11 protein-coding genes are annotated in these 12,683 nt (G+C 61.3%); 9 read left to right on the top strand and 2 right to left on the bottom strand.

Translation table 11 applies throughout. The features are described 5' to 3' along the window. The first annotated feature begins 163 nt into the window (after positions 1-163). From ACGK9R_RS10125 to pepQ, 7 genes are all read left to right on the top strand, one after another. The gene (locus ACGK9R_RS10125) at positions 164-1,732 is read left to right on the top strand and encodes an ABC transporter substrate-binding protein (RefSeq protein WP_394580810.1); all 1,569 of its coding nucleotides are present in this window, start codon (positions 164-166) and stop codon (positions 1,730-1,732) included. A gap of 191 nt (positions 1,733-1,923) precedes the next feature. Then, positions 1,924-2,973, top strand: coding sequence for an ABC transporter permease (locus ACGK9R_RS10130; protein WP_394580812.1), 1,050 nt, complete (start codon positions 1,924-1,926; stop codon positions 2,971-2,973). Continuing rightward, on the top strand, positions 2,970-3,905 hold the full coding sequence (locus tag ACGK9R_RS10135) for an ABC transporter permease (RefSeq protein WP_394580814.1): 936 nt from the start codon (positions 2,970-2,972) through the stop codon (positions 3,903-3,905). Before ACGK9R_RS10130 ends, ACGK9R_RS10135 begins: the two co-directional genes overlap by 4 nt. A 7-nt stretch (positions 3,906-3,912) precedes the next feature. Next, positions 3,913-4,929, top strand: a complete 1,017-nt coding sequence (locus ACGK9R_RS10140) for an ABC transporter ATP-binding protein (RefSeq protein WP_394580816.1) — start codon at positions 3,913-3,915, stop codon at positions 4,927-4,929. Beyond that, on the top strand, positions 4,926-6,008 hold the full coding sequence (locus ACGK9R_RS10145; protein WP_394580818.1) for an ABC transporter ATP-binding protein: 1,083 nt from the start codon (positions 4,926-4,928) through the stop codon (positions 6,006-6,008). Before ACGK9R_RS10140 ends, ACGK9R_RS10145 begins: the two co-directional genes overlap by 4 nt. Positions 6,009-6,057: 49 nt before the next feature. Next, positions 6,058-6,969 (top strand): LysR family transcriptional regulator, encoded by a 912-nt coding sequence (locus ACGK9R_RS10150; protein ID WP_394580820.1) that lies wholly within the window; start codon positions 6,058-6,060, stop codon positions 6,967-6,969. Positions 6,970-7,033: 64 nt separating this feature from the next. Next, positions 7,034-8,335 carry a Xaa-Pro dipeptidase gene (gene pepQ / locus ACGK9R_RS10155; RefSeq protein WP_394580822.1) on the top strand — a complete coding sequence of 434 codons (1,302 nt, stop codon included), beginning with the start codon at positions 7,034-7,036 and terminating at the stop codon, positions 8,333-8,335. 1 nt (position 8,336) lies between these two features. Here the strand turns inward: pepQ and ACGK9R_RS10160 are convergent, their stop codons facing one another. Together ACGK9R_RS10160 and ACGK9R_RS10165 are read right to left on the bottom strand one after the other, a co-directional pair. Next, positions 8,337-9,113: a TatD family hydrolase gene (locus ACGK9R_RS10160; RefSeq protein WP_394580824.1), complete on the bottom strand. Its 777-nt coding sequence runs from the start codon at positions 9,111-9,113 to the stop codon at positions 8,337-8,339. Positions 9,114-9,217: 104 nt separating this feature from the next. Beyond that, the gene (locus tag ACGK9R_RS10165) at positions 9,218-9,826 is read right to left on the bottom strand and encodes an OmpW family protein (protein ID WP_394580826.1); all 609 of its coding nucleotides are present in this window, start codon (positions 9,824-9,826) and stop codon (positions 9,218-9,220) included. Positions 9,827-10,654: 828 nt separating this feature from the next. Between ACGK9R_RS10165 and ACGK9R_RS10170 the strand changes: the two genes are divergently transcribed. Both ACGK9R_RS10170 and ACGK9R_RS10175 read left to right on the top strand, forming a co-directional pair. Continuing rightward, positions 10,655-11,500, top strand: a complete 846-nt coding sequence (locus tag ACGK9R_RS10170) for an AAA family ATPase (protein WP_394580828.1) — start codon at positions 10,655-10,657, stop codon at positions 11,498-11,500. 3 nt (positions 11,501-11,503) lie between these two features. Further along, complete coding sequence (locus ACGK9R_RS10175; RefSeq protein WP_394580829.1) at positions 11,504-12,679, top strand: VWA domain-containing protein; 1,176 nt, start codon at positions 11,504-11,506, stop codon at positions 12,677-12,679. The last annotated feature ends 4 nt before the right edge of the window (positions 12,680-12,683 follow it).

Raw genomic sequence — 12,683 nt, forward strand, 5'->3', positions numbered from 1 at the left:
GCGCGTGTCATTTTTTCGATTGTGTCCGGGCATACTCCCTCACTATGTTACCAGCATAGCTTGCGAGCTGACCGTGTCTGCCTGGCCGCCCTTGGAGGCCAAGCGCTGGCGACGTTGTATAGCAATGTTGCATAAACAATAATGTTGGATGGGAACAATCGAAATGGCTAAAAAAACTCTCCTGGCCTCGGCGATCGGCGTGGCCATTGCAAGCGTTGCACTCTCACCGCTGACCGCGAGCGCTGAAACGCTGCGTATCGGCTACGCCGCCGACCCGGAAACGCTCGACATCCACGAACAGCTCTCCGGCGGTATGCTGCGCTTCTCGCACCTCTCCTTTGACCCGCTGGTGCGCTGGACCAAGGATTTCCAGTTCGAGCCGCGCCTGGCAACCGAGTGGGAGCAGGTCGACGAGACGCACCTGCGTATGACGCTGCGTGAAGGCGTTACCTTCCACTCCGGCAACGAGTTCACGGCCAAGGACGTAGTCTGGACCATCGAGCGCCTCAAGGAGAGCCCGGACTACCGCGCGATCTTCGAGCCGGTCGAAAGCGCTGAGGCCATTGACGACTACACCGTCGAAATCACTACCGCCGAGCCCTACCCGCTGCTGCTCAACCTGGCCACCTACATCTTCCCGATGGATAGCGCCTTCTACACCGGCGAAACCGAAGACGGCAGCGACAAGTCCGAAATCGTCAAGGCCGGCGACTCCTTTGCCTCGCGCAATATCTCCGGCACCGGGCCTTTCGAAGTCACCAGCCGCCGCCAGGGCGTGCAGGTGGACTTCGAGCGCTTCGACGGCTATTGGGACACCGAAAGCGAAGGCAACGTCTCCGAGATCATTTTGACGCCGATCTCCGAGAACGCCTCTCGCGTGGCCGCCCTGCTCTCCGGCGGCGTGGACTTCATCGACGCCGTGCCGCCCAACGATTTGGATCGCGTCCGCGAGGCGCAGAACATCAATCTCATCGAGGTGCCCGGTACGCGCATCATTGGCTTCCAGCTCAACGAAGAGCGGGTCGAGGCGTTCCAGGACGCGCGCGTGCGCCAGGCCGTTGACTTGGCCATCAACCAGGAAGGCATCGCCGATCGGTTGATGCGCGGCTTCGCCACGCCCGCCGGCCAGCTCTCTGCCGAAGGCTACGTCGGCCACAACCCGGAGCTGGTGCCGCGCTACGATATCGAACGCGCTCAGGAGCTGATGGCGGAAGCCGGCTATGAAGATGGCTTCACCATCGACATGATCGCGCCGAACAACCGCTACGTGAACGACGCCCAGATCGCCCAGGCCGTCGCCAATATGCTCTCGCGCATCAACATCACCGTGAACCTTCGCACCATGCCGCTGGCCCAGTACTGGCCGGAATACGACGAACGCGCCTCGGACATGGCGATGGTCGGCTGGCACTCAGATACCGAAGACACCGCCAACCTGTTCCAGTACCTGACCTTCTGCCCGGACGAAGAGACCGGCGCTGGCCAGTACAACTACGGCGGCTACTGCAACGAAGAGATCGACGCGCTGGTCACCGAAGCCGACAGCGAAACCGACCTGGAAAAGCGCGCCGAGATGCTGCAAGAAGCCGAAGCCATGCTTTATGAAGACGTGGGCTACATCACGCTTCACTGGCAGAACCTGGCCTACGCCGCCGCCGACGGTGTCGACATCGAGCCGGTCGTCAACGCGATCGACTTCCCCTACCTTGGCGATCTGGTCATCACCCGGTAACTCACGGGATCGTAAGGCCCTTCAAGCTCGACGTTTTAGCACGGATGCTTCGCTCCCCACCTGGTGGGGAGCGAAGCGTTGCGCTGGGCTTTATCCGGCATTGACCAACGATCTTGTTGCCAATGGCCTTTTTGTCAACGAGCTTTTCGCCAACGACCTTCCTGCCAACGTACACACAGGTGGCGTACGCCATGATTGCATTTCTCATCAAGCGGCTGATGCACGCGGTACTGGTGATGTTCGTCATCAGCGTGCTGGCCTTCGCCATTCAGGACAACCTGGGCGACCCGGTACAACAGCTGGTGGGCCAGTCGGTCCCCGAAAGCGAGCGCGAGGCGCTGCGCGAGCGTTTAGGGCTCAACGACCCCTTCCTGGTGCAGTACGCGCGTTTTGCCACCAACGCGCTTCAGGGCGACTTCGGCCAGTCCTATTTCTACCGCGAGCCAGCGCTAGAGGTCATCGCCCGCCATCTACCGGCAACGCTGGAGCTGGTGTTCGCCGCCACGCTGATCATCGTCTTACTGTCGGTGCCGATCGGTGTGTACAGCGCGATCAAGCCGCGCTCGCTCGTGTCCCGTTTTTTCATGGGCGTGTCGATCATCGGTATCTCGGTCCCGGTCTTTTTGACCGCGATCGTGTTGATCCAGATCTTTTCGATCGGCATCACCATCACGCTCTTTCCAGAGCAGACGGGCTGGGGTGCCTGGCTCAACGGGCTGCTCTCGACCTCGGGCAACATGCCCTCCTTCGGGCGCGGGTATGATCTCGTCCACGTGGTCGGCCACTGGGACACCAACCTGGCAAGCCTGAGCGGCTTACAGCATTTGGTGCTGCCCGCCATTTCGCTCGCCTCGATCATGCTGCCGCTGTTCATTCGCCTGATTCGCGCCGAGATGATGGAGGTACTGCAGTCAGAGTACGTGAAGTACGCCCGCGCCAAGGGCATTTCGATGCGCCGCATCTACTTCGTTCACGCGCTCAAGAACACCATGCTGCCGGTCATCACGGTCGGCGGCGTGCAGATCGGCACGATGGTCGCCTACACCATCCTGACCGAAACCGTTTTCCAATGGCCCGGCATGGGACTGATGTTCCTGGAAGCGATCAACCGGGCCGACATTCCGCTGATCGTCAGCTACCTGATGATCGTCGGCGTCATTTTCGTGGTGACGAACACCATCGTGGATTTGATCTACGGCTTCGTTAACCCCACCGTCAAACTGACAGGTAAGCCCGCATGAGTGCCACGACCGCCCCAAGCCGCTGGGAGCGCCTGCGCGACTCCTATCTGTGGTACAGCTTCAAGCGCGACCGCACCGCCCAGCTGTGCCTTTTCGTTTTCATTTGCCTGGTGATCGCCGCCTTCGCCGCGCCGCTGATTGCCCCGACCGATCCTTACGATCTTCGCCAGATTAACATTCTCGACTCGGAACTGCCGCCGTTCTGGATCGACGGCTTCGACGAGCGCTACACCCTGGGCACCGACGCCCAGGGGCGCGATCTCTGGTCGATCATTCTTTATGGCACCCGCGTTTCGCTTTTGATCGGCTTTGGCGCGGTCATTCTGCAGGCGCTGATCGGCGTCACCTTCGGGTTGATGGCGGGTTACCTCGGTGGGCGAGTGGATGCGATTCTCATGCGCCTGGCCGATATCCAGCTGTCGTTTTCGACATTGATGGTCGCCATCGTCGTCGGCGCGGTGGTCAAGGCGACCATGGGCAGCGCCTTTTACAGCCAGTACGCGGTGATCATGCTGATTCTGATCATCGGCCTGGCCGAGTGGCCGCAGTACGCGCGCACCGTGCGCGCCTCGGTGCTCGCCGAGCGCAGCAAGGAGTACGTCGACGCTGCGCGAGTGATGGGGCTCAAAAGCCGCCGCATCATGTTTCGCCATGTGCTGCCCAATACGCTGTCGCCGATTTTCGTCATCTCCACCGTGCAGATCGCCAACGCGATCATTTCCGAGGCCGCGCTTTCGTTTCTGGGTCTTGGCATGCCGGAAACCCATCCGTCGCTGGGTTCGCTGATCAAGGCAGGGTTTGACTATATTCAGTCTGGCTCCTGGTGGATCACACTGATTCCCGGTGCGGTACTGGTCGTACTGGTGCTCTCCATCAACCTGCTGGGCGATTGGCTACGCGACGTCATGAACCCACGACTCTACAAGGGGTGAGACCACCATGGCACTACTCGAAGTTTCGAAGCTGGACGTTCGCTTCGCCCTGCGCCAGGGTGAGGTACGCGCCCTGCGCGATGTCAGTTTCACTCTCGATCGCGGCGAGCGGCTGGGAATCGTGGGTGAATCCGGCGCGGGCAAATCGGTCGCGGCATTTTCGCTTTTGAACCTGATCGCCAAACCCGGCTTCATCGCTGGCGGGCGCGTCTCGTTCGAAGGCCAGACGCTGAACACCATGTCCGAGCGCGGGCTCAGGAAGGTTCGCGGCAACCGCATCTCGATGATTTTCCAGGACCCGATGATGACGCTCAACCCGGTGCTGTCCATCGGCGAGCAGATGGTCGAGTGCCTGAAGGCCCACCGGCGCATTTCCAGCAAAGCCGCTCGGGCCGTCGCCCTGGACAAGCTCAAGCAGGTGCAGATTCCCTCCCCCGAGAAACGTCTGGATCAGTATCCTCACGAGCTTTCCGGCGGCATGCGCCAACGCATCATCATCGCCATTGCCCTGCTGCTGGATCCAGACATCATCATCGCCGACGAGCCCACCACGGCCCTGGATGTCACCATTCAGGCCGAGATCATGGCGCTGTTGCTCGACCTGTGCGAGCAGCACAACGTCGGACTCATTCTGATCACCCACGATTTGGGCGTGGTCAGCCAAGTCACCCAGCGCATGCTGGTGATGTACGCCGGCCGCGTGATCGAGCAAGGCCCGACCCGCGAGATCATCAACGACCCGCAGCACCCCTACACTCAAGGGTTGATCAATGCGTTGCCGCAGATGGCCACGCCTGGCGAAAAGCTCAATCAAATTCGCGGCAGCATGCCGTCGCTTTCCAAACTACCCAGCGGCTGCGCGTTCCATCCGCGCTGCGATTTTCGCATTCGCCAGAGCGGCGAGCCGCGCGCAGCGTGTACCGAACAGGTGCCAGGCTTCGTCGAGTCCGGCAACTGTCGCGTGGCCTGTCACATGGTCGCGGAAATGCTCGAGGACCGCCGCGTCAAGGAGGAGACCCCATGATCCAGCCCGCCGCCAATCGCATCGACGCAGAGGTCATCGAGACACCCGAGGTGAACGCCAGCGCCCAGCGCGGCGAAACGCTGCTCGAGATCCGCAATCTGAAAAAGCGCTTTTCGCTCTCCGGCGATTTTCTCGACCAGCTACGCTTCAAGGGCGGCCGCCTGGTCCGGCATCAGGAGTACGTCCACGCGATCAACGGGGTCGATCTGGATATCCAGCGCGGCGAGGCGCTCTGCGTGGTGGGCGAGTCCGGCTGCGGTAAATCCACCGTGGCGCGCACCGTGATGGGTCTTTTGCACCCTTCGGAAGGCGAAATCCGCTATGATGGCCAGCGCATCGACGATCTGAGCACACGCCAGCTTCTGCCCTACCGCAAGCGCATGCAGATGATCTTCCAGAATCCCTACGCGTCGCTCAACCCGCGCATGACGATCCAGCAGACGTTGGAAGAGCCGCTGCGTTTTCACCACCCGGATTGGAGCCGCGCCGCGGTAGCCGACAAGGTGCATGCGGTCATGGCGTCGGTGGGGATCGACCCGGACTGGGGCAAGCGCTTTGGCCACGAGTTCTCCGGCGGCCAGCGCCAGCGCATCGCCATCGCCCGAGCACTGGCGGTGGACCCGGAGTTCATCGTCGCCGATGAACCGATCTCGGCGCTCGACGTCTCCATTCAGGCTCAGGTCCTGAACCTGCTGATGGATGCTCAGCGCGAGCGCAACCTCACCTACCTGTTCATCACCCACGACCTGGCCGTGGTCGAGCACTTCGGCACGCGGGTGGCGGTCATGTATCTGGGCACGGTGTGCGAGATCGCCCCCACTGCCACGCTTTTCGATAAGCCCCGCCACCCCTACACTCAGGCGCTACTGTCGGCGATACCGCGGCTCAAGGATGACCGGCCTCAGCACATTCGGCTTTCCGGCGAGGTGCCCACCCCGGTGAACCTGCCCAGCGGCTGCGTGTTCCACGGGCGCTGCCCCCACGCCAACGCGCGCTGCAAGGCGGAGATTCCCAAGCTCCAGACCCAGCCCGACGGAGCCCGAGTGGCATGCCACGGCGTCGAGGAAGGCCGCCTATGAGCGCGCGCCAGGCGTTGGTCCTTAAGCTCTTGCCCCAACCGGAGATGGCATGGAAATCCGCTGGCTAGAAGATTTCATCGCCCTGGCCAGAACCCGGCACTTCTCCCGCGCCGCGGAAGAGCAGCACGTGACCCAGCCCACCTTTTCGAGGCGAATCAAGCTGCTCGAGGAGGAGATGGGGGCGACGCTGATCAACCGCCAGACCCTGCCGCTGTCGCTGACGCCGGCGGGCGAGGAGTTTTTGACGCTATGCGAGCAGATTACCGACCGGGTACGTTTGACCCGCGACCGGGTTCAGGAGATCAGCGCCGGCCAGCAGCGGCGGATCATGGTGGCCGCCCCGCAGAGCCTTTTGCCGCAGTTTCTGCCGGATTGGCTTGACCGGATTGGCTGGCAGGAGCGCGTTGCGCCCTACCTGCGCGCCACCGGCTGGGTCGCCAGCGACTATTTCCAGGCGCTCAACCGCGCCGAGTGCGACCTGGCGATCTGCTACTGGCCGACCGGGCGCTTCGATCTGGACCTGGACACCAGCGCCTGTATCTATCGGGTGATCGGTACCGAGCGGCTGATCCCGGTCACGGCGGCCAGCCAACTCGAACGGCCCGACTCACTGCTGCCGGGCACACCTTCGACCCCGGTGCGGCTACTCGCCTACCCCAGGCGCGGGCTTCTGGGCGCGGCGGTGCAGTCCCACCTGGCCCGGCTTTCACAGAGCAGCTACCTGACCGCGCAAAGCGAAAATCTATTCGCCGCGAACCTCAAGGAACTGGTGCTTTTGGGCTATGGTATGGCATGGCTACCCGAGCGCAACGTGACAGCCGAGCTCGAAAGCGGTGCTCTGGTTCGCGCCGGCGACCGCCGCTGGGACGTGCCGGTAGAGCTTCGCCTCTACCGCCACCAGAAACAGCACCACGCCGAACTCGAGAAGCTCTGGAGCGAGCTTCCCGCGCTTCACGCCTGATTCAGCGCGCAGCGCACTCAACGACATCGCGTGGTCAAAAGGATCGCGTTCACAAGGAATGATCATGTCAGAGACCCTGTTTTTCCTTCAACTTGCCCACCTCAAGCAGCTCAAACGCGCCTACGCCGAGATCATGCAGCGCCTGGGCCTTTCACGCGTCGCGATCTACAGCGGCCATAGCGAGCGTTTTTTCGCCGATGACCACGCGCCGGCGTTTCAGGCCTACGGCCACTTCATGCACTGGGTGGGCCTTGACGATACCGAGCGCGGCTGGATCGTGATCGAGCAAGGCGCCACGCCGGTGTTGATGCTCCACGCGCCGAGCGATTTCTGGCACCTGACCCAAACGCTTCCCGACGAGCCCTGGATCGAAGCCTTCGATATCCGCACGAGCAAGGAGCCAGCCATTCCGACGGTCGACGAGCACACCGCGGTGATCGGCGATGTGGCCCGACTCGATGAGCAAAGCCGTCAGGCGCTTGATCAAGCGCAGATCATGCCCGCAGCACTTATCGATGCGCTCGATGAGCTGCGCATGTTCAAGAGCGACTACGAAATCGCCTGCCTGCGCGAAGCCAACCGGCTCGCCAAGGCCGGCCACGAGGCGGCAAAAGCGGCGTTCATCGGCGTCGGCGCCGAGCTCGATGTCCAGCTGGCTTACCTGGGCGCAAGCCGCCAGCGCGAGTCGAAGGTGCCGTATCAGAATATCGTCGGTATCAACGGCCACGCCGGCGTTTTGCACTACCAGCACTACGACGAAACCCCGCCCAAACACCGCCACAGCCTGCTGGTCGACGCCGGCCACCGCTTTCGCGGCTACTGCGCCGATATCACCCGTACCCACGTGGGTCCGGATGCGCCGGAAACCTTCGCCGCGCTGGTAGTCGCCTTGCACGGGCTCAAGAACGAACTGGTGCATAGCGTAGCCCCCAACGTCGAATTCCTGACGCTGCACGAGCAGATGCACCGACGCCTGGCCAACATTCTGGTGAGTTTCGATATTTACCAAAAGAGCGCCGACAGTGCGGTCGAGCTTGGCGTGACCCGTGCCTTCTGCCCTCACGGGTTGGGGCATTCGCTCGGGCTACAGGTCCACGATGTGGCAGGGCTCAAGGCGGAGGACGCAACGCCCCTGCCCGCGCCAAAAGAGCATCCGGCGCTGCGCCTGACGCGCACGCTCAAACCTGGCATGGTGGTCACCATCGAGCCAGGCTTCTACTTCATTCCGATGCTGCTCGCCCCACTCAAGGAGCAGGGTCTCGCGATCAACTGGCCGCTGGTCGAGTCGCTGATCAACTGCGGCGGTATTCGCATCGAGGACAACGTCGTCGTGACCGAGTCCGGCTTCGAAAACCTCACGCCCTAGCTTAGATGCCAAACAGCCGGCGGGTATTGTCGCGAACGGTGTCGGCAATCTCCTCCGGCGACTCCTCGCGGATCTCGCACAGGCTTTGCCAGACCATCGCGATGCGCTCGGGGCGGTTGGGTTCGCCCTGAAACCCGGACACCGGCATGTCCGGCGAGTCGGTTTCCAGTAGCAGCGAGGTGAGCGGCAGGCGCGCCAGAGTGTTGCGCGTTTTGGTGGCGCGCTCGTAGGTCATGGTGCCGCCCACGCCAATGAAATAGCCCGCCTCGATGAACGCCTCAGCCTGCTGCAGGCTTCCGGCAAAGCCGTGCACGACGCCGGTTCGCGGTAGCGCCAGCCGGCGCAGGTGCATGGCCAGTTTGTCGTGGGCGCGCCGCGAATGCAGGATTACCGGAAGCTCGTACTTTCGCGCCAGTTTGAGCTGGGCATCGAGCATTGCTTCCTGCTTTTCGAACTGAGGGTCGTCGATGTATAGATCCAGCCCGATCTCCCCGATCGCCACCAGTTTTTCCGGGCGCTTTTCAAGCCACGCTTCGAGCTGTGTCAGTTGCTCCTCTTCGAACTCGCGCACCGCCATCGGGTGAATGCCCAGTGCCGCGTACACCGGCTCGAAGCGCTCGGCCAGCGCCAGCACGCCGTCGAAGCGACCCGCCGTCACCCCAACCGCAATGAGTTTCTCCACTCCCGCTTGCTCGGCTAGCGCCAAGCTCTGCGCCTCACTACCGCGAAACGGCGGGAAATCGAAATGGCAGTGGGTATCGACGAAGCGCGCGGACATGCGAACCTCCAGGTATCAGCAAAGAGCACAAAGCACAGAACACAAGCAAAAACGCCCGGCATTTGCCGGGCGTTGTGTACGATTGATCGAGCGATCAAAAGGCGTTAGAAGCGCAGCGTTACGCCACCGCCGATGGTGACCGGCTCCATTTCGACCTGGCCGATGGTGTCGCCATTGACGCGAACGTCGGAGTCGACATCGGCGTAGTTGGCGAAGCCGTTGAGCATGACGTTGTCGGTGACCGCCAGGTCAAGGCCGACTTGAGCCGCAGCGCCGTAGCTATCCTTCACATTGACTTCGCTCGGTACGCCGGAAAAACGGGTGTAGTTCAAACCCGCGCCAACGTAGGGCTGAACGCGAGACTCATAGCCGCCCAGCGGATAGTAGTTGACCATCAGGTTGACCGGCAGGCGGTCAGTGGTGCCGATATCGCCGGCAGCACCGGTGTTGAGCTGATGTTCGAACTTTTCAGAACCGTTGAGTTCGATACCTACGTTGTTGGTGAACAGGTAACCCAAACCATAGGTAAAACCGCTTTCGTTTTGAACGTTCAGCGAATCGCCCAGCAGGTTGCCGGTGCTTGAGCCGGTATCGGTCTTGGCGTAGCCACCGCGAACGAAAACATCGCCGGCCTGATACGCCAGTGCCGCCTGGCTTGCCATCATGACGCTGGCGGAAATGACAGCGGCGGAAATCAGTTTTGCTTTGCTCATCACGATCATCCTTCTAGTTGGCTAGTAACCCATGCCGTTGCCTCCGGCTTAGTTATACAATATATACTAATCGAACACTGTTTCCAAATTTTTAGTGAAAGTTCTTTATAATATTTTCATCTAATAAGCACTTTTCTACAGGCATAAAAAAAGGTCCCCCGAAGGGGACCCAGGTGGAGCACGCCAGCTCACTCGGTGTATCGCCCGGCTGAGCGATGTAGCAACGAAGGGAGAATACTGATCCTGCCGATTCTATTCGTTTGCTTCTTGCCCAACATATAGCGAGGAGTGTGCCACTATTTAAAATTATAAATTAAATCAAATATTTAAAAAAATAACGCTCTAACCTGCTGTTTTTGCCGACGTGGCTACCAACCTTGCTGCACCAGCTAAGCGCAGAAATGGACCGCCATGCGTCATTGCGTTGCACTAAAGTCGTAGTCCATGACGCTCAACGTCTCTCGCTATAATCGCGATCGAGCGCCTGTAATGCCAGTCAGTTAGGCTTGGTTAGGGGTTAGGGGTTGTGGGAGGGAGCTTCAGCTCGCGACTGGTAGCGAGGCCAAGGCGCCTGACGGCGCCATTCGCCGAAATGTCGGACCACCGCTAAAGCGGCCTCCCACGATAGACTGGCCAAGCTCAATGGGTAGGTAGATACCTTAACTGAACGGCATTAGATCGAGCGCCTGGCCTGGTCGTCACTTCCGCTCTAACGTAGACTGAAGCTCATTTTCAAACTCTCTGCTTAGAACTCTCTGCTTCAAGCTCTCTATTGCGAGCACGCTCGTTCGAGCTTTGACGACAGACCCCGCCTGCCGAGGAGGCCCCATGGCGTTCGATTCCACCACATCTTATATCGCGACCGAGGCGCTCAAGCAGGCGGTCAACGCGGCGGTGCTACTGGAGCGCCCGCTTCTGATCAAGGGCGAACCGGGTACCGGCAAGACGCTGCTCGCCGAAGAGCTGGCGCGCTCGCTTGATACCGAGCTGATCACCTGGCACGTCAAGTCCAGCACCAAGGCGGCCCAGGGGCTTTACGAGTACGACGCGGTGAGCCGACTGCGCGACTCCCAGCTGGGTATCGAGGGCGTGGAGAACGTGGGCAACTACATTCGCCCCGGCAAGCTCTGGGAGGCGTTCAGCGCCGAAAAGCGCGTGGTGCTACTGATCGACGAGATCGACAAGGCGGACATCGAGTTTCCCAACGACCTGCTCCAGGAGCTGGATCGCATGGAGTTCTTCGTTTACGAGACCGGCGAAACCGTACGCGCCGAGCACCGCCCGATCATCGTCATCACCTCGAACAACGAAAAGGAACTGCCGGATGCGTTTCTGCGCCGCTGCTTCTTTCACTACATCGACTTCCCCGACCGCGAGACGCTCCAGAGCATCGTCGACGTTCACTTTCCGAATATCGCGCCGCGCCTGGTCTCCGAGGCGCTCAACGTCTTTTTCGAGCTGCGCGAAGCGCCGGGGCTGAAGAAAAAGCCCTCGACCTCGGAGCTGGTCGACTGGCTGAAGCTTCTGATGAGCGACGAACTCTCCCGCGAAGCGCTCTACAACCGCGACGCCTCCAGGGCCCTGCCCCCCATGGCCGGCGCGCTGATCAAGAACGAGCAGGATACCCACCTGCTCGAGCGCCTGGCCTTCATGATGCGCCGCGCGGGGCGCTGAGCCATGTTCATCGGTTTGTTCGAGACGCTCAAGCGCGCGGGTGTGCCGGTGTCGCTGCGCGAGCTTCTGGATCTTCACGCCGCCCTCGAGCGCGGCGCGGTATTCGCCGATATGGAGAGCTTCTACCACGTGGCGCGCACCGTCATGGTCAAGGACGAGCGCTACTTCGACCGCTTCGATCGCGCCTTCGCCGCCTGGCACAAGGGGCTCGAAGACGTGGACGCTGGTATCGAAGCGCTGATTCCCGATGAGTGGCTGCGCCGGGAGTTCGAGAAGCAACTTTCAGAGGAGGAGAAAGCCCGCATCGAATCCCTGGGCGGGCTGGAGAAGCTGATCGAGACCTTCAAACAGCGCCTGGAAGAGCAAAAGGAGCGCCACGCCGGCGGCAACAAGTGGATCGGCACCGGCGGCACCAGCCCTTTTGGCGCCTACGGCTACAACCCGGAGGGTATTCGCATCGGTCAGGACGGCTCACGCCACCGCCGCGCCACCAGGGTGTGGGACGAGCGGCGCTTTCGCGACTACGACGATTCGCTGGAGCTGGGCACGCGCAACATCAAGATGGCACTGCGCCGACTCAGGAAGTTCGCCCGCCAGGGCGCGCGTTCGGAGTTCGATATTCAGGGCACCATTCGCGAAACCGCCCGCGATGCGGGGCTTTTGAACGTGCAGATGCGCCCGGAGCGCCACAACGCCGTCAAGGTGCTGCTGTTTCTCGACGTTGGCGGGTCGATGGATGACCACGTACGCGTGTGCGAGGAGCTCTTTTCGGCGGCGCGCTCGGAGTTCAAGCACCTCGAGCAGTACTACTTTCACAACTGCCTTTACGAAGGCGTGTGGAAAAACAACCGCCGGCGCTGCAGCGAGCGCATCCCGACCCTGGAGATTCTGCGTACCTTCAGCTCGGACTACCAGGTCGTGGTGGTGGGCGATGCGGCGATGTCGCCTTATGAGATCACCCACCCGGGTGGGAGCGTCGAGCACTTCAACGAGGAGCCGGGGGGAGTGTGGCTCGAGCGTTTGACGAAGCACTTTCCCAAACTCGTATGGCTCAACCCGGCGCTGCCGAGAACCTGGGAGTACACCTACTCGACGAAACTGATTCAGGAGATCATCGAAAATCGTATGTTCCCGATGACCGTCGAAGGGCTCGAAGCCGCAATGCGCGAGCTCTCCTGAGACC

The organism is Halomonas sp. HNIBRBA4712 (assembly GCF_043558675.1).
Taxonomy (GTDB): Bacteria; Pseudomonadota; Gammaproteobacteria; order Pseudomonadales; family Halomonadaceae; genus Vreelandella.

Coding starts and splice junctions, on each gene's coding strand:
- ACGK9R_RS10165 (WP_394580826.1), bottom strand. CDS start 9,826: ATGAGCAAAGCAAAACTGATTTCCGCCGCTGTCATTTCCGCCAGCGTC.
- ACGK9R_RS10160 (WP_394580824.1), bottom strand. CDS start 9,113: ATGTCCGCGCGCTTCGTCGATACCCACTGCCATTTCGATTTCCCGCCG.
- ACGK9R_RS10140 (WP_394580816.1), top strand. CDS start 3,913: ATGGCACTACTCGAAGTTTCGAAGCTGGACGTTCGCTTCGCCCTGCGC.
- ACGK9R_RS10125 (WP_394580810.1), top strand. CDS start 164: ATGGCTAAAAAAACTCTCCTGGCCTCGGCGATCGGCGTGGCCATTGCA.
- pepQ (WP_394580822.1), top strand. CDS start 7,034: ATGTCAGAGACCCTGTTTTTCCTTCAACTTGCCCACCTCAAGCAGCTC.
- ACGK9R_RS10130 (WP_394580812.1), top strand. CDS start 1,924: ATGATTGCATTTCTCATCAAGCGGCTGATGCACGCGGTACTGGTGATG.
- ACGK9R_RS10150 (WP_394580820.1), top strand. CDS start 6,058: ATGGAAATCCGCTGGCTAGAAGATTTCATCGCCCTGGCCAGAACCCGG.
- ACGK9R_RS10170 (WP_394580828.1), top strand. CDS start 10,655: ATGGCGTTCGATTCCACCACATCTTATATCGCGACCGAGGCGCTCAAG.
- ACGK9R_RS10175 (WP_394580829.1), top strand. CDS start 11,504: ATGTTCATCGGTTTGTTCGAGACGCTCAAGCGCGCGGGTGTGCCGGTG.
- ACGK9R_RS10145 (WP_394580818.1), top strand. CDS start 4,926: ATGATCCAGCCCGCCGCCAATCGCATCGACGCAGAGGTCATCGAGACA.
- ACGK9R_RS10135 (WP_394580814.1), top strand. CDS start 2,970: ATGAGTGCCACGACCGCCCCAAGCCGCTGGGAGCGCCTGCGCGACTCC.